21 protein-coding genes and 1 tRNA gene are annotated in these 21,339 nt (G+C 52.0%); 10 read left to right on the top strand and 12 right to left on the bottom strand.

The annotated features are described in order from the left end of the window. Positions 1 to 61: 61 nt before the first annotated feature. The 5 genes from ABD851_RS00895 to ABD851_RS00875 are packed head-to-tail and all read left to right on the top strand — an operon-like array spanning position 62 to position 2,602. Positions 62 to 511, top strand: a complete 450-nt coding sequence (locus ABD851_RS00895) for a hypothetical protein (protein WP_344973841.1) — start codon at positions 62 to 64, stop codon at positions 509 to 511. 6 nt (positions 512 to 517) lie between these two features. Next, positions 518 to 1,369 carry a HEPN domain-containing protein gene (locus ABD851_RS00890; protein WP_344973839.1) on the top strand — a complete coding sequence of 284 codons (852 nt, stop codon included), beginning with the start codon at positions 518 to 520 and terminating at the stop codon, positions 1,367 to 1,369. 28 nt (positions 1,370 to 1,397) lie between these two features. Continuing rightward, on the top strand, positions 1,398 to 1,976 hold the full coding sequence (locus ABD851_RS00885; protein ID WP_344973837.1) for a hypothetical protein: 579 nt from the start codon (positions 1,398 to 1,400) through the stop codon (positions 1,974 to 1,976). Between the two features lie 25 nt (positions 1,977 to 2,001). Further along, positions 2,002 to 2,298, top strand: a complete 297-nt coding sequence (locus tag ABD851_RS00880; protein WP_344973834.1) for a hypothetical protein — start codon at positions 2,002 to 2,004, stop codon at positions 2,296 to 2,298. Between the two features lie 4 nt (positions 2,299 to 2,302). Further along, a complete protein-coding gene (locus tag ABD851_RS00875; RefSeq protein WP_344973831.1) occupies positions 2,303 to 2,602 on the top strand; it encodes a hypothetical protein in 300 nt (99 codons plus the stop codon). Positions 2,603 to 2,669: 67 nt separating this feature from the next. Here the strand turns inward: ABD851_RS00875 and ABD851_RS00870 are convergent, their stop codons facing one another. Continuing rightward, the gene (locus tag ABD851_RS00870; RefSeq protein ID WP_344973828.1) at positions 2,670 to 3,119 is read right to left on the bottom strand and encodes a YbhB/YbcL family Raf kinase inhibitor-like protein; all 450 of its coding nucleotides are present in this window, start codon (positions 3,117 to 3,119) and stop codon (positions 2,670 to 2,672) included. Between the two features lie 276 nt (positions 3,120 to 3,395). Next, complete coding sequence (locus ABD851_RS00865) at positions 3,396 to 4,493, bottom strand: DNA topoisomerase IB (RefSeq protein WP_344973826.1); 1,098 nt, start codon at positions 4,491 to 4,493, stop codon at positions 3,396 to 3,398. A gap of 117 nt (positions 4,494 to 4,610) precedes the next feature. Here ABD851_RS00865 and ABD851_RS00860 point away from each other — a divergent pair, with 117 nt between their 5' ends. Further along, on the top strand, positions 4,611 to 6,284 hold the full coding sequence (locus tag ABD851_RS00860) for a sensor histidine kinase (RefSeq protein ID WP_344973823.1): 1,674 nt from the start codon (positions 4,611 to 4,613) through the stop codon (positions 6,282 to 6,284). A 249-nt stretch (positions 6,285 to 6,533) separates the two neighbouring features. Then, positions 6,534 to 6,887 carry a response regulator gene (locus ABD851_RS00855; protein WP_344973820.1) on the top strand — a complete coding sequence of 118 codons (354 nt, stop codon included), beginning with the start codon at positions 6,534 to 6,536 and terminating at the stop codon, positions 6,885 to 6,887. Between the two features lie 258 nt (positions 6,888 to 7,145). Here the strand turns inward: ABD851_RS00855 and gdhA are convergent, their stop codons facing one another. Continuing rightward, positions 7,146 to 8,486, bottom strand: coding sequence for an NADP-specific glutamate dehydrogenase (gdhA, locus tag ABD851_RS00850; protein WP_344973816.1), 1,341 nt, complete (start codon positions 8,484 to 8,486; stop codon positions 7,146 to 7,148). Positions 8,487 to 8,715: 229 nt separating this feature from the next. On the opposite strand from gdhA, the gene ABD851_RS00845 reads away from it, so the two are divergent. Continuing rightward, entirely contained in the window at positions 8,716 to 10,767 is a 2,052-nt protein-coding gene (locus ABD851_RS00845) for a DUF2961 domain-containing protein (RefSeq protein ID WP_344973811.1), read from the top strand. A 206-nt stretch (positions 10,768 to 10,973) separates the two neighbouring features. On the opposite strand, the gene ABD851_RS00840 is transcribed toward ABD851_RS00845, so the two are convergent. The 4 genes from ABD851_RS00840 to hflX all read right to left on the bottom strand — a co-directional run bounded on the left by ABD851_RS00840 (position 10,974) and on the right by hflX (position 13,520). Next, positions 10,974 to 11,471: a VOC family protein gene (locus ABD851_RS00840; protein ID WP_344973808.1), complete on the bottom strand. Its 498-nt coding sequence runs from the start codon at positions 11,469 to 11,471 to the stop codon at positions 10,974 to 10,976. 286 nt (positions 11,472 to 11,757) lie between these two features. Continuing rightward, a tRNA-Asn gene (locus tag ABD851_RS00835) sits at positions 11,758 to 11,831 on the bottom strand. A 115-nt stretch (positions 11,832 to 11,946) separates the two neighbouring features. Then, positions 11,947 to 12,306 (bottom strand): Rieske (2Fe-2S) protein, encoded by a 360-nt coding sequence (locus ABD851_RS00830; RefSeq protein WP_344973806.1) that lies wholly within the window; start codon positions 12,304 to 12,306, stop codon positions 11,947 to 11,949. Then, positions 12,306 to 13,520: a GTPase HflX gene (gene hflX / locus ABD851_RS00825; protein ID WP_344973803.1), complete on the bottom strand. Its 1,215-nt coding sequence runs from the start codon at positions 13,518 to 13,520 to the stop codon at positions 12,306 to 12,308. Before hflX ends, ABD851_RS00830 begins: the two co-directional genes overlap by 1 nt. A 105-nt stretch (positions 13,521 to 13,625) precedes the next feature. Between hflX and ABD851_RS00820 the strand changes: the two genes are divergently transcribed. After that, positions 13,626 to 14,927 (top strand): PQQ-dependent sugar dehydrogenase, encoded by a 1,302-nt coding sequence (locus ABD851_RS00820; protein ID WP_344973800.1) that lies wholly within the window; start codon positions 13,626 to 13,628, stop codon positions 14,925 to 14,927. Positions 14,928 to 15,017: 90 nt separating this feature from the next. Here ABD851_RS00820 and ABD851_RS00815 read toward each other — a convergent pair whose 3' ends face one another. From ABD851_RS00815 to ABD851_RS00800, 4 genes are read right to left on the bottom strand one after another with little or no spacing between them, the layout of a single operon-like run. Further along, positions 15,018 to 15,320 (bottom strand): YbaB/EbfC family nucleoid-associated protein, encoded by a 303-nt coding sequence (locus ABD851_RS00815; protein ID WP_344973797.1) that lies wholly within the window; start codon positions 15,318 to 15,320, stop codon positions 15,018 to 15,020. Between the two features lie 39 nt (positions 15,321 to 15,359). Beyond that, entirely contained in the window at positions 15,360 to 16,274 is a 915-nt protein-coding gene (locus ABD851_RS00810) for a transglutaminase-like domain-containing protein (protein ID WP_344973794.1), read from the bottom strand. Between the two features lie 33 nt (positions 16,275 to 16,307). Further along, positions 16,308 to 18,353: a T9SS type B sorting domain-containing protein gene (locus tag ABD851_RS00805; RefSeq protein WP_344973791.1), complete on the bottom strand. Its 2,046-nt coding sequence runs from the start codon at positions 18,351 to 18,353 to the stop codon at positions 16,308 to 16,310. Positions 18,354 to 18,383: 30 nt separating this feature from the next. Beyond that, entirely contained in the window at positions 18,384 to 19,208 is an 825-nt protein-coding gene (locus ABD851_RS00800) for an OmpA family protein (protein WP_344973788.1), read from the bottom strand. Between the two features lie 246 nt (positions 19,209 to 19,454). Here ABD851_RS00800 and ABD851_RS00795 point away from each other — a divergent pair, with 246 nt between their 5' ends. Further along, a complete protein-coding gene (locus ABD851_RS00795) occupies positions 19,455 to 20,210 on the top strand; it encodes an SDR family oxidoreductase (RefSeq protein ID WP_344973785.1) in 756 nt (251 codons plus the stop codon). Positions 20,211 to 20,220: 10 nt separating this feature from the next. On the opposite strand, the gene ABD851_RS00790 is transcribed toward ABD851_RS00795, so the two are convergent. Continuing rightward, positions 20,221 to 21,339, bottom strand: coding sequence for a DUF4998 domain-containing protein (locus ABD851_RS00790; protein WP_344973782.1), 1,119 nt, complete (start codon positions 21,337 to 21,339; stop codon positions 20,221 to 20,223).

The following is a 21,339-nucleotide window of genomic DNA, read 5'->3' as shown; positions in this document are numbered from 1 at the left end:
TCAGGAATTTTATTTACCTTGCACACGAACGTGAATTTCTTTTGATAGTTCAATCATCCTCATGAAAAAGACCGCATCGAAAAAGAGAAAAACGACGGGCCGTAAGTCCAGGGCCGAATGGCAAATAGAAGAATATGACAAGCAGGATAAATTCAACTTTGCCCCTCCGCAGCCTTTTCTTTGCCTATGCAAGCTCATGGATATTACGCCTTATGAAGTCGTACTCGATTTCATGGACAACCTCTCCTGCGGCAGCTGGAAACGGGAAGGCAGGGATGAAATTAAAACCATCCTCATTGAATATTTCATTAAACATGGTTATGGTCAACAGCATTATACCGAAGAGGAAATCCGGGAAATATTCCGGGAGATGGATGCCGTGGGACTTTTATTTCCCGAAAACGACCATACCGGATTAATCGATCTGTATAGCGAATGGCGGGATAAAAATGATATCTACTGGTTTAACAAATGGTATTCAAAGCCAAGACGAAAAACTGTCACAAAGTGACCGGGTATGAGACCTTTTAGCATATATTACTTATCGCAGGGCGCTTTAACTTTTTTTCAGCAAAAGCTTGTGGCCCTTATTATAGAAGCTGCGAATCCGGAAATGATTTTTCTCCTGGGCGCTTCTTTATACCGAAGACGATCAGAAAGCATATTTAATGAGCCGGCGCCTTCTTCTACATATTTTTCCGACTGTTTTTTCCTGGTTCTTATGAAGGAAACTATACCGGGAGGACTACACGAATGGCAGAGTAAGATCGAAGAATGCTGTAAGTCATTAATGCCAGTTACTGCCCTGGTACTCCGTGCAGAAACATTCGGACAATGGTTGAAATCGGGGCATCCTTTTGCACTCAAGGTTTGGCACTCCGGAGCCAAGATACATGATTCAGGGAATTTACCCTGGAATGTCCAATCAGATAGTTCTGATTTGCTCCCTAATAGAGCGCTGAAGCACAGCTTTACACAAGGATTAGAAATGGCAGAAGGATTTCTGGCGGGATCGGAACTATGTCGCCTCCGCAATCAAAATACAATAGCTGCTTTTATGTTACATCAATCTGCGGAACAAGCCTTGATTACATTGATAAAAAGCGCAACAGAATACCATCCCAATACGCATAACATTGAACGTTTGCTGCGTTATGCCGGCCTGGTATCCTACCGAATACCGGATGTATTTTCACAAGGTAATGAACAGGACAGGCGATTACTTTCTCTTTTACAAAAAGCATATATAGACAGCCGGTACAATAAGAACTATAAGATTTGTAATGATGACCTGCTGCATCTTATGGGCAAGATCAGACATCTGCATGATATATTATTAAAAACGGGAGAAAATATATTTAATACATAAAACTTGCAAAACAACATACAATTTGAAAATGAAATCAAACCCGCATGAAAATAAAGAACCGGCGCTGAAAAGATTTTATAAACCAGATCATTTTTTAGTTAAGTCGGATTATAATCCTGTGTCTTGTCTTTGGGAAATATTTCAAAACTTCTCGCTCGAAGATTTCCGAAGAGAAATAAACCATTGGCAGAATATGGCCTTATCAAATGATCACAGCGCATACGATGAAGGCAATGCACGGGAAGATTTGATTGATTTTATACAATTGCTGCAAAGGCTTATTGAAGCTTTTCACATAATTAATGAGAGGCAAAACGCAAGCAGAAAACTCAGACTGATAAAAGGTTTCTCACGAAAAATGAAAACAGTAATATCTCAAATAAACCAACCCATTTTACTAACCAATAAAGAAAAAGAAGACCCCTGTTTAGCAGTTAACCTATTTTGCAAAGCTTTTGAGAAATCCTATGTCAGGATAGAGTTATTGGATCTGTTAGGAGCGGTAACATCATACGAGGGAGTAAAATCGGCTTATACCGTCAACCCCGTAATGTTCTACCAGCATATTCACTACCTGACCCGCCTCGCTTACAGCATGGCAAAATAAAATTCTCAACCATCCAAAACGAATTATGCTCAATACTCAATTCGTCAACAAACCTTCCCCGGAAGAACTATGGTATCTCTCGAAAGATGCGGTGGAGCATCCTGAAAAATCGATCCATCAATTCTTTGATACCTATAGCCTGGGCAGCGCACATGAACGGCTCTGGAAAATGTTGAAATTCACCATAGGCAGCGAGGAAATCAATGAATGGGATGAAATAAAGCGGACCAACCTGATCTATTTTTTCGAGCTGCTTACCGAGTTGCTGAAAGCCAATTATGTATTGTTCTTTAAAATGAGGGAAACAACCATCAAAAAGTAAACATATGCATTCGCTACCGAAAGATTTAGAAGAAATGCGACAAGAATTACTAAAGGAGAAGAATAAAGAAGCTGCTTGGGCTATTATTAAGGAATACTTTCAATTTATCAGTATAGCGGAAACAAAGAAAGAACTCTGGGTACTTACCAAAGGGGCCCTTACCAACGATCTCGTGGAAGAATCTGAGGAAGGAACAACACGCCATGATCTTATCTTCGGATATGAATTCCTGATACTGCTCCTGGAGGCCGTGCATGTGCTCTATCAGGCGAAAAAGGCGCGAGCCGCGAAAAAGGCGGGTTGAGTCGACGCTGCAACGCTCTGCAGAATCTTCCGGTTCCGGGTCGATGAAGTAGAAGCATAGCCGTCGTTCAGCTCTTATTGCCTTTCCGGTACCGGCCCCTCAACACGGCTTCGGTAAGCACCTCACCCTGCATGGCTGCCAGCACGTCTTTACGATCGGATTGCGGCGGAAGCTGCAAAACGCTCTTCAGCGCATACAGCCGGAAAAGATAGGCATGCTCGCCGCCGGGCGGACAGGGACCTTCGTAACCAAAGGTATTGCCGTTGCACCACCCCTGCTGCGCGCCCTGGTCGATACTGCCTTCCTCAAACCCCCGGCACTTGGGCGGTATATTAAATACCAGCCAGTGTACCCAGGGCCTTGCCGGCGCATCGGGATCTTCTACCATCAGGACGAGCGTCTTTGCTTCTAAAGGCACATCCAGAAACTGCAGAGGCGGACTGATGTTCGGTCCTTCACAGGTATACTTTTGGGGAATGCTTTCGTCCTCCCTGAACGCCGGGCTTTTGATCTGCATGATTTTTTTCAGCTATATCCAAAAAAGCATGCCATACCGTTTTCCCCATCTCCCGCTTTTACGACCTGTGCTTCCCGTCCGCTGCTTTCAGGCTGTTCTTATCCGCCGTCTTTTTCGCCGGGACCGGCTGTTCGGATGAGCGTTAGGCGGATTAACGAAAAAATGCGCTTTTTCCTACCGGCAAGGAAGTCTACGTTTTGTGGGCAATAAATTCAACAGCGCACCGAAATATGGCAGCCCTGAGGCGGGACATAACATCCGGCAAAGCCTTAATCATCATTCCGGCTTTTTCTTCAGCAGCCGCATCAGTAATAGTTCGTATCCATTCAGGGCGGGATACCGGGTTTCTTTTTTCCGGGATGCAGATCTCAGCATACGCATCAGGCGACCGCTCTCATAGCCTTCCAGGATAGCCGGATGCACATAATGCTTTTTACAAACGCTGCGCGTATTGCCCAGGTGAAAAGCTACCTGGTCTAATGCCGCCACGAGCTGCTGCTTTATCTGTCCTTGGGTGCTGCTGTTGCCATCGTCGCCCTCGGCCAGCGCCCGGAGGCATTCCACCGATCCGGCCCAGGTCCTGAAGTCCTTGCTGGTAAACTCACCGCCGGATATTTCACCGATATAAGCGTTGATATCCCCCGAGGTCACGTCGTGGACGACACCTTCGGCATCCACGTATTTCAGCAGGTCTTTCCCGGGAATATCCTTACAGCGTTGTATCAGCCTGGCCAGCTTCCTGCTCCGGAGACCGATATCATGTTCCACCCCCTTTTTACCTTTAAAGATAAAGCGGATGCTGCTGCCCTTTATTTTTACATGCCGGTTCTTTAATGTGGAAATACCAAACGAACCGTAGAGCTTTTCATAAAATTCGCTTCCTATCCGGATGGTCGTCTGCTCCATGATACGCACGATGAGGGCCATGACTTTCGGCATCCCCAGCCCCTCCTGCGAAAGGTCCCTGCTCACCCGCCGGCGTATTTCCGGAAGCGCTTCCCCGAACGCGTGCAGATGAAGGAACTTGGTCTGGCCCCGCAGGGCTGTCCAGCGGCAATGATAAAGATATTGCTTGCGGCCGCGCTTATCGACGCCGGTGGCCTGAAGATGGCCGTTGGGCAGGCGACATATCCAGACCCGTTCCCAGGCGGGCGGTATGCGGAGGGCCCGTATCCGTTCGAGCGTTTTCTTCTCGCGGATCATCTTACCCGCCAGGAAATAAGCAAAGCCTTTTTGTTTCCGCTCCCGGGTTATGCCGGCCTGGTCGTCCGACACATAGACCAGCTGGGCCATAGCCGCACCCTTTTCGGGCTGATCCAGGGCGATCCGGAGTTTCTTTTTCGCAAGCAGCGGTACAGCAGTAGCAGTTTCCATGCAGCGCGTTATTTATTTCCGTCTATAGAAATAATCATACCAAACAGCGGCCGGACACTGAAATGCCTCCGCTTTGCCCACTCCGTTTTTGAAGTTAAAATTGTAGCTTTGGTACATATGCAAAGAACTGATCGCGACTGCTCCCCTGGGGGAGAAGGCGGGGAACATGCTGAAAACCTGTCGGCGGGGGAAGAAAAAAAAGCTATCCTCTCTGCCATCGTAGAATCTTCCGACGACGCTATCATCAGCAAATCCCTGGAAGGGATCATTATGAGCTGGAATGCGGGGGCAGAAAAAATATTGGGCTATACAGAAGCAGAAACGCTGGGTAAGCACATCAGTCTGATCATTCCGCCGGAGCTGAAAGCAGAAGAGGAGGTCATCATTTCCAGCATCAAGGCCGGCCGGAAGATACATCACTACCAGACCATCCGTATGGCCAAGTCGGGCAGAATGATCCCGGTTTCCCTGACGATATCGCCTGTCAAGGACGGTCAGGGAAATATTATCGGGGCATCCAAGATACTAAGGGACATTTCCGAACGTCTAAAGGCGGAGCAGCTGATCAAACAAAGCGCAAAGAACCTGGCCATATTGAATGCGATCGGAAGGACGATCTCTGAAAAGCTGGATGTGCAGGATATCCTGCAGAAAGTGGCCGATGCCACGGCCAAGATTACCGAGGCCGAATATGCCGCTTTCTTCTATCATATCCACGACGAACGGCGCGGAGGCGCTACGCTGTTTGCACTGTCGGGAACCGCTCCGGAAGCCTTTGGGAAATTGGATGTACCGGACGACATGGATGCTTTCGGACCCGACTTCATGAAAGGAAAAGCCCTCCGGAAGGAGGATATCCGTAACGATCCGCCAACCGGCATCCCGCATTACGGTTTGCCGCAGGATCATCCGGCCGGGGCCAGCTACCTTGCGGTGCCCGTCATCTCTTCCTCCGATACGGTGATAGGAGGTTTGTTCTTCGGTCACCGCGACCCCGGCGTCTTTACAGAAGAGCACGAGGAGATGGTCGCGAGCATCGCTTCCCAGACCGCCGTGGCGCTCGACAATTCAAGGCTGTTCGAAGAGGTGAAGTCGCTGAATGCGAAAAAGGACGAGTTCATTGCCCTGGCCAGCCATGAGCTGAAAACACCCCTGACAACCATTAAAGGTTACCTGCAAATACTGCAACAAAGCGAAAATACACCGGAGCATCTACGCTTTATTGAGAAGACGCTGCGGCAGGTAGAAAAGCTGAACAGCCTCGTCTCAGACTTCTTTGACATTGCCAAAATAGAAGCAGGGAAACTGCAGCTCGAGCGGGAGACCTTTGACCTGCGGGAGCTGCTGTCTGAAGTTACCGAAACCTTCGGTCAGACCCATCCGACACACAGGATCGCGTTCCGGGATGCGGGGCACGCCCTTTGGGTGGATGCCGACCGGCAACGCATGGAGCAGGTAATTGTGAACTTGCTTTCCAACGCGGTCAAATATTCTCCCGATGCCGATGTCGTGCATGTTTCCTGCGGCAGCTCGGCCTCCGCCGCAGAGGTGAAGATCAGGGACGAAGGGATAGGACTTTCTCCGGAGGAGCAGGAGCGGATCTTCAATCGTTTTTACCGGGTGAAAAACAGTGCCAACATCTCCGGTCTCGGCCTGGGACTTTATCTGACGCGCGACATCCTCGAGCGTCATAACGGTCGCATCAGCATCAGCAGCGCGCCGGGAAAGGGGTCCGAGTTCCGGTTTTTACTGCCTTTAAAAAACAGCGGACGGGAAGCGGAACATCCCTGATTGCCTATCATCATGATCCGGACCGATCCGGCTTCCTGACACCCGGCATGAGCCGAACGAATCCATGAAAAAGATTTACCTTGTCGAAGATAATCAGACCATCCGGAATTGATCGAATGCTTCCGCGCGGCGGCCCGGATAACCTGCCAAATGCAGTGACAGGGACGGTGAACGGAAGGGTCCCCCTGCGGATGGCCCGGAAGCAGGAGAAGAAGGTTTAGCGGTATCCTATCCTCTACAATAATGAAAATGGGCAAACGTATACTGGTCATCGACGATAACAAAGATATATTGGATCTGATGCGTTATGTTCTTGAAGGAGAGGGCTATTCGGTTATTACGGGGAGAGACAGCAAACCACTACGGGAACTCCATATCCTTTGCCCCGATCTGATCCTGCTGGACAACCGGCTGGCAGACGGCAGCGGCGGCCATTTCTGTCAGCAGCTTAAAGCGGATCCTTCAACCCGGCACCTGCCCGTTGTACTCGTTTCCGCGAATACCGATCTGCCCGGCATGGCCACATCCTGCGGAGCAGACGGTTACCTTTCCAAACCATTTAACATCAGGGACCTGTGGGAGCTGGTAGGCCGGTTTGTCTGAGCGTGGTCACCTACCGGAAGGCCTTCCCTGGAATTGACATCCCCGGCGGTCAGGCCATCACGCTCAGAGGTGTAGCCATTACAGGGTAGAAAACTTAAAATTAGCAGAGCGCTGGTTGGTATCCGACCTGTACGGTTTGCTGAAGGAGATCCGGCAGGCTGACAGGAGATAACGGGAAAGCTGCTTTATAGCAGCGGGCAATCAAAATTTGGTTTGTCCGGCAGCGGCAATAAGATATACATGCCGGATACGTTACGGCTACACCACTCCCTGAGCAAGCATGGCGTCGGCAACTTTTACAAAGCCGCTGATATTGGCGCCCTGTTCATAGTTGACATGACCGTCGGCCATTCTGCCGTACTTCAAACAACATGCATGAATTTCATGCATGATCTCTTTTAATTTGTTGTCTACTTTCGTACGGGTCCAGGAATACCGTTGCGAGTTTTGCGACATCTCAAGACCGGAAACCGCCACACCGCCTGCATTGGCGGCCTTGCCCGGCGCATAAAAGACCTGCGCTTTGTTGAAAACGGCCACAGCTTCAGGCGTGCAGGGCATATTCGCTCCTTCCGCCACACAACTGCATCCTCCCTTTACCAGCGCCCGGGCATCATTGACATCCAGTTCATTCTGGGTGGCATTGGGCAAGGCAATATCGCATTTGATCTTCCACGGCCGTTCCCCGGGAAAATATTCGCAATGATATTTGGCGGCATATTTTTTTATGCGTCCGCGTGTATTGTTTTTTAAATCTTTAATGTACTCGAGCTTTTCCTTGTCGATGCCCGCCGGATCATAGATAAAGCCTTCGGAATCGGAGATCGTGAGCACTTTTGCGCCTTTTTCGATGCATTTTTCTGCAGCAAACTGCGCCACATTCCCCGATCCGGAAATGGTTACTTTCTTGCCCAGTAATGACTCTTCCCGTGTCCTCAACATTTCTTCTACGAAATAAACCAGTCCGTAACCGGTAGCTTCCGGCCGGATAAGGCTACCGCCCCATTCGTTGCCCTTCCCGGTAAGCACGCCGTTAAAAGCGCCGGTGATGCGTTTGTACTGGCCGAACAGATAGCCGATCTCCCGGCCGCCTACTCCGATATCACCCGCGGGAATATCCGTATCGGCCCCTACATGCCGGTATAACTCCGTCATAAAGCTCTGGCAGAATTTCATGACCTCATTGTCTGATTTTCCTTTGGGATCAAAGTCGGACCCTCCCTTTCCTGCGCCCATAGGGAGCCCTGTAAGACTATTTTTGAATATTTGCTCAAACGCCAGGAACTTTAATACGCCCAGGTTTACCGACGGGTGAAATCGCAGTCCCCCTTTATAAGGCCCGATGGCGCTGTTCATCTGCACCCGAAATCCCCGGTTTACCTGTATTTCGCCTTTATCATCGAGCCACGGTACCCTGAACATGACGACCCGCTCGGGCTCAACAATCCGTTCCAGGATCCTACTGTTCCTGTACCGGGGCTCCGATTCAATATAGGGGATAATGGATGTTGCCACTTCTGTAACGGCCTGCAAAAATTCCGGCTCTCCCGGATTCCTTACTTTCAAGTTGTTGATAAAATGCCTGATCGATTCGTTCATATGCCTTTAATGATGAATGCGTTGGGTTAAGCGCAGAAAATTACATAAATATTCATTATTCTTCGGGTAAAATTGGGTTTGCACTCTATTGCTGAATGCATTCGTCACGCAATTTCGGGTGCAAATAGAAAAGCATAGATAGGGTAAACAAAGCAACCGACAGACAGGGGCGTTATGCAAAACAGCCAGGTAGCATCTTTTATTATATTTGTGACCAACCCGCAGCGTTATGAAAAACCCCATACATCAGGACCGCAATGTGAAGCGATTGATGCTTACATTCGGCGCTATATTCATTATACTCACGGCAACCCATGGACAAATAATATCCGGAGATGCTGTGCAGCATACATTGAATATGTTGCCGATTCTTCCCCAAAAACAAATAACTGCAGGGCAATTCTCAAGCCATAGTGAGCAGCAACATAACGCTGATTATGGGCGTTTTTTATACAGGGACGCTCATGGCGATGCGGTTATATTCGATGCGCAAGGTCCGGGATGTGTAACAAATATGTGGGGAACCATGTTTGACAGCTCTTCTGTTTTCAAGTTTTACTTCGATGGAGAAGAAGAGCCGCGTTATACAACTAACGCAATTGGTTTTTATAAAGGAGAAAATAAGAACTTCCCTGCACCATTGGTCTCCTTCGACCGCAAAGGATATTATATTGAACAAGCATATGCAGGAAACAGCTTTGCTCCGATATATTTCAACCATTCTTTAAAAATAAGTGTTACAGGAAAACCGTCCTTTTATCATATTCTGTACAAAAAAATACCGTATTCAATCCGTTGGAGCGATTCCGTAAAAAATGCACAACGCAATTATCTTCTTACTGTTTTATCCCACTCGGGTAAACCGCTGCCCTTTGCAACATCTGCCCAAACCGGCGAACAAACACACACAAAAAGGCTATCACTTGAAGCACATAAAAGCGCTGATGTTCTAAATTATTCAGGAAAAGGCGCTGTTAGGTATTTAAACATTGAAACAGACACTTCAACAGATTTTCTGAAAAATGTTTATATACAAATGATATGGGATAATGAATCTGAAGCCAAAAACAATACGGGAACCCCGGTTTTCGAAAAAAGCAGGGATAACCGCTTGTTGAATGTCATGTCTCCGGTAGGGATGTTTTTTTGCTCCCCAAATTTTGTTAGTCAGGTTTATTCCCTGCCTATAGAGGTCCGGTTGATATCAAATGGGCGTATGAGGATGATCTGCCGCCTTCCTATGCCTTTCTGGAGAAATGCGCATATCATGCTGGCCAATAAATCTTCCAAGGATTTTAATGATATCACGGCTACTGTAATTACAAGCACAACGGAATATCCGGAGGCACAAACCGGATATTTTACAACTTTTTATCACAAAGGCATGACAGAATATGGCCGGGATTGGGCGTTTTGCAATTATAAAGGAGCCGGTTGGTTTCTGGGAGTTGTACAATCTTGCAGGCTGGAACATTATTGCGAAGGAAATGAACATTTTTACATTGACGGCAATGAAACCCCTCAAATAAACGGAACCGGAACTGAAGATTATTATTTGGGGTGTTTCTGGCCGAACATCCGGTACAATACGCCATTTGCCGGTTGTGTAAATGATGTAAGGCTGTTAAGCGGAGGAGACCCGAATGCTTATTTAAAAGTATTTAATAAAGATTATTTGGTGCCGGCTACTTATTACCGGTTTCATCTTGAAATGCCCATTCCGTTTTACTCTTCTATGGATGCTTTTATCCAGCATGGGGCGGAAAGCAATATACAATCTGAATATGCAAGCCTTGCTTATTTGTATATAAAGAACACCCCGGTTTTACACGAGGTTGATTTTATGGATGTAGGTAGCCCTGCAAGCCTCAGCGCTCACGCTTATCAATCGAGCGGAACGTTAAAGAAAGAGAAACTAACGGCAAATTACGAAGGCAATTACTTATATACCAATATAACTGCCTCGGGTTTTTATCACCGGGCCGGTGAAACTACGTTCACGGTCTCCATTCCGAAAGAAAACGCAGGCATACGATTACGTCGACGCACCGACCAGGGAAGCGGACCTCAGTCTGCTGCTGTATACGTTAACGGAAAGTTTGCCGGCAACTGGGTCGACCCCCAGACCAATAAGACGTTACGCTGGTTTGATTCGGAGTTTGACATTCCTGAATCATTAACCCGTAACCAGAATTCCCTGCAAATAAAACTTGTCATTAAAAACAAAAATGCTTTTAATGATTTTAATTACAGGGTGCTCGCCTATAACTATGCAGACTGAGTACACCCGTACTGGATAGTCTTAAACCGGGTGATAAGTATGGGCTGGATTTGAGCTTCTTTATTGCTTCGGCAAGGTCGCCATCACTACAGCATGACCGCTAACGGTTTTGTACTTGGCGCCCGGGCGGGAAAGTCCGCAGGAACTTTTACGCTTGAACGTCAGCCCGTCTGACGCAAAACTGCCTGTTAGCGGTTCGTTGTTTCTTATTTGTTATTTATTTGTTCTGCAAGTCCGATCAGTAACCCTTCAACCCCGCGAATGTAACATAGTCGGTATACGTTTTGATAGTTAACCACTTCATCAATAAGTTCAGCGCCTTGTTTGGTAAGTCTGGATACCAACTCGTCAATATTGTCAACTTTGAACATAACTCTCAGGTATCCTAAAGAATTAACAGGCGCTGTCCTGTGGTCAGAAATGGTTGTCGGGGTTATAAACCTTGAAAGTTCAAGCCGGCTGTGACCGTCAGGTGTAACCATCATCGCAACTTCTACGGATTGATTTTTAAGCCCCGTTACTCGTCCCGACCATTCGCCCTCAACCATTGTTCGTCCTTCAAGTTTCAGTCCTATTTCCGTGAAAAATGATATTGCGTTGTTAAGGTTTTCTACAACGATACCAACATTGTTCATTTCAAGCAATTTACTTTTTGTCATATCGTTTTTGTTATGTCGTTTGTTAACGTCTGCCTTGTCGTCCATTACGCTTTTTAACCGTTTAGGTCGCCAATTGTTTTTCCAAAAGCGAATCCATGAAGTCTCTCGTCAGACTTCCATAAGGTAGGAGCACTATAAATGTAAGAAAATTGTATTATTCTACGCTGTACGACTGACATGCTCGGTCACCAAAAAGTACAGGGTTATAGATGGTAAATAACACAGCATTTTTGGCAAAACTGAAATATCTATAAGGAAATTGTCGGAATTGTCTCGGAAGGCAAAAAAATAGGTTTCAGCTAATTCGGCTGAAACCTTTATCTGTTCTACGCTCCCCCTGCTGGACTTGAACCAGCGACCCTCTGATTAACAGTCAGATGCTCTAACCAACTGAGCTAAGGAGGAATTTCTTTCCGCTTTTCCGCAGCGGCGGCCGGTTTTCTGCGGTGCGCCAGCCGGCGGCCTCCGCTAAAAACGGATTGCAAAAATAAGGTTTTTTTCCATCCGGCAAAATATTGCCCTATCCCTTGAAAATATTCAGGAACCCGGAACGACGGAAGCCCACGTACACGCCGTCTTCGCGCTGCTCTACCGGGTAGGTCACCAGGTGATAGCCCTCCCCGCTGCTGTTGTAGCCGTTGCGGATGTTGTAGGCATAGCGGTGGACCGGGCAGATCACGTTTCCCCGGGCGTCCAGCCGCCCTTCGGAGAAAAAGCCGCCGGCATGCGGACATTTGTGGGCAAAGGCATAGAGCCGGCCCTCCCAACGGGCCAGGCAGATGCGGCGGGAGGGCAGCGCAACTTCCAGCACCTGCCCTTCCTCCGCCAGCGGCGCGCCGGCAGGGGCAATACGGGTCCAGGTATAGGGATCAGAAGCCATCAATAAAAATGCTCCGTCTTGTAGGGGAATCGCTCCCGGTAAAGGGCTACCACCTTCCCCAGCACCAGCTCGCGGAGGGCGGCCACGTTCCGCTTTTCCGCAGCGGCGATGAAGACGCAGTCCCCGCCGGTGCGGTTGGCCCACTCGGTCTTCAGCTGCCCCAGCAGGTCCTCCCGGACCTCCTCGCTCAGCCAGGGATCGAAGGTTTGCTGCTCGTACAGGTCCATCTTGTTGAAGACCAGGATCACCGGCTTGTCGGCCGCGCCCAGCTCGTGCAGGATGCGATTTACCACGGATATCTGCTCCTCGTGCCGCGGATGGGAGATGTCCACCACATGCAGCAGGATATCGCTTTCGCGTACCTCGTCGAGGGTGGATTTGAAGCTTTCCACCAGGTGGTGGGGCAGCTTGCGGATAAAGCCCACCGTGTCGCTCAGCAGAAAGGGCGTATTGTTAAAGACCACCTTGCGGGTAGTGGTGTCCAGCGTGGCGAAGAGCTTGTTCTCGGCAAAGACCTCGCTCTTGCTCAGCAGGTTCATCAGCGTGGACTTGCCCACATTGGTATAGCCGACAAGGGCCACCCGGATGAACTCGCCCCGGTCCTTCCGCTGGGTGTAGGCCTGCTTTTCGATCTCTTCCAGCCGCTTCCGCAGCAGGCTGATCTTGGTGTTGACGATACGGCGGTCGGTTTCTATCTCCGTTTCCCCCGGTCCGCGGGTGCCGATGCCGCCGCCCTGGCGCTCCAGGTGCTTCCACATGCCCTTCAGCCGCGGCAGCAGGTACTGGTACTGGGCCAGCTCCACCTGGGTTCGGGCCTGGGCGGTTTTTGCCCGGCGGGCAAAGATGTCGAGGATAAGGTCGCTGCGGTCGATCGTTTTTATGCCCAGCACCTTTTCGATATTGGAGATCTGGGAGCCGCTGAGCTCATCGTCGAAGATGACGATGGAAACATCGCGCCCGGTGATGAATGTCTTTATCTCCTCCAGCTTGCCCTTGCCGATAAACGTGCGGCTGTCCGGATGGCTCAGCTTCTGGATGTACCGCTTCACGGCCACGGCCCCCGCCGTTTCCGCCAGGAAGGCCAGCTCATCGAGGTATTCCTGTACCTGGGCCTCGGTCTGCTCCGGCGTGATCAGGCCCACCAGCACGGCATGTTCCCGCCCTTCTCTTATTTTCTTCTTTTCAATCAATACTACTTCCGGATTAGAGGACAAAGATACCAATTTTAGCGGCAGGGGGCCGGCCGCCACCCGTCAATCTTTTTTTCCCGCCTCCTCTTATTTCGTTATTTTCGACGTAGCATACGAAAGCTTTCTGCCATGAACCTTATACGTTATTCCGCCGCCTTCATTCTGCTGGCGGTTACCGGGCTGACGGCCTGTAATCCCGCCGGCGACAAGCAGGAAAAAAATTCCGCCAGCCTGCAATTCGACTCTACCAATGGCGGTATTACGCTGCCCGAAGGCTTTAAGGCCATTGTCGTAGCCGACAATATCGGAAAGGCCCGCCATCTCGTCGTCCGGGATAACGGGGACGTCTATATAGCCCTGAACAGCCCCAACCACGGCGGCGGCATCGCTGCCCTGCGCGATACCGATGGGGACGGAAAGGCCGACGTAGTGCGGTATTTCGGCGAAAGCCACGGCACAGGCATCGGCATCCACAACGGGTACCTCTACTTCGGCACCGATACCGCGGTGGTCCGTTATAAGCTGCAGCCGGATTCCCTGCTGCCCGACCCCAGGGCGGAGCTGATCGCATCGCTGCCGGTACAACATGAGCACGAGGCCAAATCCATCGCCTTTGATGATAAGGGCAATCTGTATGTCAATGTCGGCGCCCCATCAAACGCCTGCCAGGAAGACGACCGGACCAAAGGCTCCCCCGGCATGCAGCCCTGCCCGATCCTGGAGCAGCACGCGGGCATCTGGCGCTTCAAGGCCGACCAGCCGGGTCAAACCCAGGAAAACGGAGGCTATCGCTACTCCACCGGCCTCCGCAACTGCGTAGCGCTCACCTATAATACCAACGCCCACGAGCTGTATGCCGCCATGCACGGGCGCGACCAGCTGGCCCAGCTTTTCCCGCAGTACTACACCGAAGAGCAGAGCGCCGAGCTGCCGGCGGAAGAATTTGTACAGCTGAAGGACCAGGGCAACTACGGCTGGCCTTATGTGTACTACGACTGGCAGCAAAAGAAATTCATGGTTTGCCCGGAATACGGGGGAGACGGCAAGAAGTCGGCGCCCGACGATAAATACGAACAACCCATCATGGCCTTCCCCGGCCACTGGGCGCCCAATGCCGTGATGTTCTACACCGGCACCCAATTTCCCGAAAAGTACCGGAACGGCGCTTTCATCGCCTTCCACGGCTCCTGGAACCGGGCTCCGCTGCCCCAGCGGGGCTATAATGTCGTATTTGTGCCGTTCAGCGGCCAAAAGCCCTCGGGCGACCATACGGTATTTGCCGACGGTTTTACCGGCGTGGAAACCTTAAAGAACCCGGGTGATGCGGCTCACCGCCCCTGCGGGCTGGCCCAGGGACCCGACGGGTCGCTGTATGTATCGGATGATTCCAAAGGAAGGATCTGGCGGATCGTGTATACAGCGGCTCAGTAAAGCGCAGCGCTCCGGGAATTGCCAGCTGTTTGCAATAATGTTGCAGCTGCAGAAAAGGTGAAGGGCTGCCTGCAGCCTCAAAAAGCGGCCTTAAAACAACCCGCCGCCCAACAGGCCGCCGGCCACGCCCTTCATCTCCTTTTCCCAGGCTTCCTCCGCTTCTTTCAGGGCGCGGTTGAGGGCCGTCAGCAGCAGGTCTTCCAGCTCTTCTTTTTTTCCGGGCTCCAGAAGATGTCCGGCGATGTCCAGGTTTGTCACCTGGCGTGCACCCGTCACCGTTACCTTTACGGCGCCGTCGCCGGCCGCACCGGAAATTTCCACCCCTTCCATACGCTTTTTGACGTCTTCCATCTGCTGCTTGGCTTCCTGCAGCTTGCCTAAAAGGTTAAACATGTGTCTTACTTTTTTACCGGGCAAAAATAGGATAGATTATCAAATATCGATCACCGCCTTCACCTCGTCGTTCATATAGGGACCGCCGGGATAATGGGCGGTATAGTCAAGATTGATCCAGTATTCCCCGTTGTTCTCGTGGTAGTTGATGGCGGGAACAGGCGGGTCAGGGAACAGGTGGATGATCGCCGACTTCATGTCCTCAAAGTCCTTTTTATCCCCGCAATACAGCTCCGGGTAAGCATGTCCGCGCACCACCACGATGCGGGTGACGCCGCCGATGGCGCGCAGGCAGGAGGCCATCAGCAGGGAATGATCGTCACAGTCGCCGCCCAGGCCGTTGAGGATCGTCTCCCGGGGGGTGGCGAAATATTCATCACGGCGGGCGTCGGACACATATTTAAAATTTTCGTTGATATACCGGAAAAGCGACAGCAGCCGGGCCTTCTGCCCGTATTTTGGCACGCTTTCATCAAAATAGTCCAGGGAATGCTTTACGGCAAAGTTGCGCACCACCGAATCCTTGTATTCCGCCCTTGTGCGCAGCTGGTCATAAAGCTTGCCCTGCGCGCTCTCCGCGGCGTGGGGCGCCAGGCTCAGCAGGTCGGTCTGTTTTTCATCGCGGGTGATCCAGTTGCGCTGCACCATGCCCTGGTAATCCTGCGCCACGTTCACAAAGGAATAATTACCGATAATGGCATTGTAGACCAACAGGCTGCAAAGCACCACGAAGGCGGGGATGATCAGGGGCCGGAAAACCCAGAACAGCAGCCAGATAAAAAGAAAGGCCAGCGCCAGCGATACCGCCAGATCCAGGTTCCAGCCACCCACCTGCATGGTAGGAACAAACCGGTTTATATAGGGCGCCAGCGGTATCAGGGTCAGGATGCCGATCACATACAACAAAATATTCTGGGTCCTGCTGTACCGGGATGCGCCGAATTTATCACTCATGTCAAAAGATAAACAAAAAATGTGCAAATCGGGTTAGCGGATCAGCAGGGTGCTCCCTTTCTGGAAAACCTTCTCCCCGGTATCGCGGTTGATAAACTGCAGCATCCACACATAGGCGCCGGTGCCCTGGGGCACTCCCTTCACCCGGCCGTCCCATTTACGGGTCCAGTCTTTTGTCTCAAAAACCAGCTCCCCGTAGCGGTTGTATACCCGGAATTCGAGGTTATCCGCCTTGTAAGCGTTCAGGGGATAAAGATAGTCGTTCATCCCATCGCCGTTGGGGGTAAAGGCCGAAGGCACGGCGATATAGCAGTTGTTCAGCACGCGGATCGTCTGGCGCGCCTCGGCGGAGCAGCCCAGGTTGTTCTCCACATGCAGGGTAACGGTATAGGGTTGTTCCTTCACCACCGGAACGGGGTATTGCTGGTCCTCGGGGCTGCGCAGTGCACTTCTTGCGCCGTCGCCGAAGTCCCAGGCCCAGGAATTGATATTCCCGATGCTGTTATTCTTGAAAGCGGCCTTGTCTTCGGGACATAGGATATCCGGCGCCTCAAAAGCCGCCCGGATCAGGTAATCGGTATTCATGGGCACGTACTGATCACTCACATCGCTGCAGACGCCGTTGGATACCTGTAGCCGTATATGCTGGGTATCAAAGGTGGTATCGGTATACACGACATCCTGCCGGGTGCTCCGGGTGCCATCGCCCAGGGTCCAGTTCCAGCTGTCGACCTGGTTGCCGCCGGGGTGGTGCAGCCGTATGGTGGTGATATTACAATCCGGTTCCGGCGTTACGGTAAACACGGCGGAAACGGTATCGGCGGCGGTAAAGGAGCGGCTGTCCTCCGGGGTCTGCTCCCCGCATTCGTCGATGACCGTATTGCCGTCGCTGCCTCTTTTCAGGGTAACGGTATAGGTGCCGGCATGTACGATCGGGCTGCTCAGCTTGACGACGACCGTTTTGCTGACACCCTCCTTGCAATCCAGGCCCGCGGCGCCCGAAACGGTCACCGGCTGGGCGCCGCCGCTGACGGTGAAGTCGCTCCCATTGGCCGCTATGGAGCTGCAGCGGATGCCCTTGGCAAAGGTCAGCCGCAGTTCCTGCGGGGCGCAGCCGATCGGACCGGGCTTACCCATGGGCGTGGGCTGCGCCTTCCGGAAAGAAAAAGGTGCAGTGTTCTCTCCCGTCTTTACCGCATTGCCGCAATTGTCGAGCAGCGTGTTGCCGTCGCTCCCTTTTTTTACCGAGAGGGTGTAGCTGCCTTCTTCCAGCGCCCGGTCCAGGGTAAGCGTCACTGCGGTAAGATCGAACCCGTTGCCGCAGTTATTGCCCGCTGCTGCCTTGATCTTTGCCAGGGTGCCGTTGATCGTAAAATCGCTTCCGTCGGGGGCGAGACTCTCGCAGGCTACCGCTTTGGTCAGCTGCACGGTGATCTTTGTGCCGTCGCAGGAGCTTATCTCCGCATCGCCCAGCGCGGGTGTGGTGGGGTCGTTGATATCAGCGGTGGTGCCTATGAAATCCAGCGTATAGCCGCTTTGTGTGCTGCCCGAATAATGGCTGACCAGCAGCAGGTAGGTATGCCCCTGCTCCAGCTCAGGCGCCTTGCTGAACTGCGGATGCTCACCCGCGCACTCCATGTAGGCGCTGCCAAATCTCAGGGAAGCGCCCGTTTCTCCGGGGTATTGGGACCAGTTGCCCACCACTACCAGGGAAGGGTCGGTATATACGTCTTCCGGATTACGCCCGGTAATGTCGAATACCTGCCAGTCATAATCGTCGGTGGCGCTGGCCTTGGGGTGGATGGTCAGCTGCAGCTGGCCGGCCTTGTAGCAGGTGAACTTATACCAGTAGGGGTTCAGATCGCGGTAGTCCGCTCCCTGCCGTGAGCAACCCGGAACCGGTATATCGCGCCCCCCGCAGGGCGGTACGCTTTTCTGCACAAAGGCCTTGGTACCGCATACCGGGAAGGCCGATCCCGGCGTCTGCCCGATGTTGGTGCATTGCTGCCCCCGCAGGGTCAGGACCAGCAACAGCCCTGCTCCTGAAAGGAATAAGCCTTTCCGCAGAAAACCGCCCATAGTGATAAAAATTGGCAGCAACAGGATGCGTCAGATACCGGCCGCCCCGGTGTCGGATGCCTGCTGCTGGTTGATCAGCTGATAAAGCTCATCCAGATTGGGAGCGAGGATGATCTCGGTGCGGCGGTTACGCGCCCTGCCTTCCGGCGTGGAATTGGTTTCCACGGGATCGAACTGGCTGTGTCCGGAAGCGATCACGCGGACCGGGTCCACCTGGTAATCATTGGTAAGTATGCGAACGATGGAAGCTGCCCGCGCCAGGCTCAGCGCCCAGTTGTCCTCAAACCGGCCCCGGATGGGAATGGAGTCCGTATGTCCTTCGATGTCCACATTGATATTCGGGTTGGCATTCAGCACCTGCGCCACGGTCGCCAGCGCTTCTTTTCCCTTGGGATCCACCGTGGCGCTACCGGATTTGAACAGCAGCTTTTCCTGCATGGATACGTAGACCTTTCCGTTCTTCATGGAAACGGTCAGCTCATCGGATTTGAATTTCATCAGGGCGTCGGCGATCGTCTTTCTCAGGCGGTCGGTAACTTCCTTTTGCTGCCGCAGGACGGACTGCAGGGCCTTCAGCTGGGATTCCTGGTCGGCGATCATCTTCTGAGAACTGCTGAGCTGATTGCGTTGTTTGGCCAGCTCGGACTGGGAAAGGTTCATCTTACCCTGCAGATCACCCAGGTCGGCCTGTAAGGACTGTGCCTTGTCCATACAGTCGGCGAGCGAACGGGCCAGCCGTATGCTGTCGCCCCGCAGTTCGCTCAGGCGGATCTTTGCGTCCACATATTTCCGGTTGGCCACGCAGGAAGAAAGCAAAACGGCGGCCAGCCCCAATATGCCGAGATAATATTTCATCGGTTACATTTTTATTTTTAATGCCCGATGACACCGGGGCGGCATCAGGACTTATGATTATCATGAGGAGCGGGATAAATCCCGCGCATTAACCTGCTCTGTGTGATCCGCGTATGGCGGATTAGTATGCGGCAAAGTACGCGTTTTTCGGCAAAACAGATGCCAATTTTACACGAAGCCGGGGAAGCAGCCGTTGCGGCAATAAGCCGTATATTGCACAGACATGTTCATTCAAACACATCCATTATGGATCTTGATCTGAAAAATAAAAATGCGTGGGTAGGGGGGAGCAGCAGCGGTCTCGGGCTGGCTACGGCCATTGAGCTGTCCCTGCTCGGCGCCGCCGTAACCCTCTGCGGAAGGAACGAAGACGCGCTGAAAGCTGCGCTGGGGCAGCTGGATACCGGGGCCGGGCAGCGGCATGGTTACCTGCGGATGGATTTTTCGGAAGGTGATGCCTGCCGGAAGGCCTTTGCACAGCTGGCCGCAGAGCGGCCCCTGCATATCCTCATCAACAACACCGGGGGGCCTCCGCCCGGTGCTGCTTTTGCGGCCGCACCTGAGCAATACCGCGATTTTTTTGAAATGCAGCTGGTCAACTTTCAGGCTTTTGTCCAAGCGGCGGTGCCGGCCATGAAAGCGGCCGCTTACGGACGTATCGTCAACATCACCTCTACTTCTACCAAAGCCCCTATCGCCGGGCTGGGCATTTCCAACGTCGTGCGTGCAGCGGTGGCCAACTGGGGCAAGTCGCTCGCCACCGAGCTGGGGCCGTACGGTATTACGGTCAACAATGTCCTGCCCGGCAGCCATGATACGGAGCGGCTAAAGGAGCTTTACTCGGCGGAGCGCATGCAAGAAGCCATCAGCCGGATACCGGCCGGCCGTTTGGGACAGCCCCGCGAGTTCGGGGCCGTCGTAGCTTTTCTCTGCACGCCGGCCGCTTCCTTTATCAACGGCGTCAACCTGCCGGCAGACGGGGGACAGCTGGGCGGGCTCTGAGCCCCGCCCGCTACTCTCTTTTATATGCGCCCAGCTCGGCGATCGCGGTGAACTGCCCGTTTTTGTAATCTGAGTTAAACGTGATCCGGAAATACCGGCAGGATACCGCGTTGGCCAGTTCGAGGAACTTTTTGTCCGCGCTGTTCTCCAGGGTAAAGACGCCCAGCGATTCCCAGGAAGCGTTATCGGTGCTTATCTCTATTTCTACCTGTTTGGCGGCTCCGTCCAGCGGCGCGCGTTGCATATAGCTCAATCCGTTTATCTCGTTCACGGTCTTCATATCCACGGTAATATGATGCGGATAGGAGTGGGTCTTATCCATATGCCATACCGTCTTCGGATTATTATCCAGCGTATTCTGCGGCACCCGTCCGGAAGGAACGTCGTAGTCCACAGCTTCGGCGGTCCAGGCAGACTTATCATATTCCACCATGGTGGTTACCTCCATCGTTTCGCCGGGCGTATAAAAGGTATCGATCGACATGGGATCAGGCAGGTATAATGTCTTGTACTGGAGGGTACGCTGCGCTTCGAAATCATATCCCTTCAGCAGGGTATGGGCGGAGTCGGGATAGATATAAACCTGATGGGCCACACCCAGGGTATCGGTGTAGCTAAACTCATTCCTTACCACCGTTTCATCGGCGCCTCCCCAGAGGATGTTTACATCGCCGGCCTCGTACATTGCGCTGGTAACGGGCCGGGGCAGCAGCGAGCCGATATAGTTATCGCCATAGGAATATCCGACGGCGCTCACCCTAACGGATGAATGTCCTTTATCGTCATAGGTATAAATATCAAAGGAATAAGCGCCTTCCGGCAGGTCTTTGAGCATGACATTCACCGAGTCGATACCGCCGGTACTTTTCAGCGGCACCTCCAGCGAATCGCTGCGGTTGTTCCAGTATACTTTGGCATGGGTGGCCATGGGATCGGAAAGCAACCATGACAATTGGATACGGTTCTTCCCCGGATGCACCTTCACGGAATCGGCGGAGCCGATGTAAATGACGGAGCCTTTTATAAAATCCTTATAAGGGGTATCCATCTTACTGCAGGCGGCAAAGCCGGCGAGGAGCAGGGTTATGCCTGTTTTCCAACCGATGTTTCTTAAACGATATTGTTGCAT

Origin of the sequence: Compostibacter hankyongensis, assembly GCF_039541075.1 — a bacterium.
Classification (GTDB): domain Bacteria; phylum Bacteroidota; class Bacteroidia; order Chitinophagales; family Chitinophagaceae; genus Compostibacter; species Compostibacter hankyongensis.
This window is presented reverse-complemented; position numbering and strand designations above follow the sequence as displayed.

Coding starts and splice junctions, on each gene's coding strand:
- ABD851_RS00870 (WP_344973828.1), bottom strand. CDS start 3,119: ATGCAGATCAAAAGCCCGGCGTTCAGGGAGGACGAAAGCATTCCCCAA.
- ABD851_RS00855 (WP_344973820.1), top strand. CDS start 6,534: ATGGGCAAACGTATACTGGTCATCGACGATAACAAAGATATATTGGAT.
- ABD851_RS00865 (WP_344973826.1), bottom strand. CDS start 4,493: ATGGAAACTGCTACTGCTGTACCGCTGCTTGCGAAAAAGAAACTCCGG.
- ABD851_RS00840 (WP_344973808.1), bottom strand. CDS start 11,471: ATGGACGACAAGGCAGACGTTAACAAACGACATAACAAAAACGATATG.
- gdhA (WP_344973816.1), bottom strand. CDS start 8,486: ATGAACGAATCGATCAGGCATTTTATCAACAACTTGAAAGTAAGGAAT.
- ABD851_RS00890 (WP_344973839.1), top strand. CDS start 518: ATGAGACCTTTTAGCATATATTACTTATCGCAGGGCGCTTTAACTTTT.
- ABD851_RS00875 (WP_344973831.1), top strand. CDS start 2,303: ATGCATTCGCTACCGAAAGATTTAGAAGAAATGCGACAAGAATTACTA.
- ABD851_RS00830 (WP_344973806.1), bottom strand. CDS start 12,306: ATGGCTTCTGATCCCTATACCTGGACCCGTATTGCCCCTGCCGGCGCG.
- ABD851_RS00805 (WP_344973791.1), bottom strand. CDS start 18,353: ATGGGCGGTTTTCTGCGGAAAGGCTTATTCCTTTCAGGAGCAGGGCTG.
- ABD851_RS00895 (WP_344973841.1), top strand. CDS start 62: ATGAAAAAGACCGCATCGAAAAAGAGAAAAACGACGGGCCGTAAGTCC.
- ABD851_RS00845 (WP_344973811.1), top strand. CDS start 8,716: ATGAAAAACCCCATACATCAGGACCGCAATGTGAAGCGATTGATGCTT.
- ABD851_RS00810 (WP_344973794.1), bottom strand. CDS start 16,274: ATGAGTGATAAATTCGGCGCATCCCGGTACAGCAGGACCCAGAATATT.
- ABD851_RS00795 (WP_344973785.1), top strand. CDS start 19,455: ATGGATCTTGATCTGAAAAATAAAAATGCGTGGGTAGGGGGGAGCAGC.
- ABD851_RS00880 (WP_344973834.1), top strand. CDS start 2,002: ATGCTCAATACTCAATTCGTCAACAAACCTTCCCCGGAAGAACTATGG.
- ABD851_RS00860 (WP_344973823.1), top strand. CDS start 4,611: ATGCAAAGAACTGATCGCGACTGCTCCCCTGGGGGAGAAGGCGGGGAA.
- ABD851_RS00820 (WP_344973800.1), top strand. CDS start 13,626: ATGAACCTTATACGTTATTCCGCCGCCTTCATTCTGCTGGCGGTTACC.
- ABD851_RS00885 (WP_344973837.1), top strand. CDS start 1,398: ATGAAATCAAACCCGCATGAAAATAAAGAACCGGCGCTGAAAAGATTT.
- ABD851_RS00800 (WP_344973788.1), bottom strand. CDS start 19,208: ATGAAATATTATCTCGGCATATTGGGGCTGGCCGCCGTTTTGCTTTCT.
- ABD851_RS00815 (WP_344973797.1), bottom strand. CDS start 15,320: ATGTTTAACCTTTTAGGCAAGCTGCAGGAAGCCAAGCAGCAGATGGAA.
- ABD851_RS00790 (WP_344973782.1), bottom strand. CDS start 21,339: ATGCAACAATATCGTTTAAGAAACATCGGTTGGAAAACAGGCATAACC.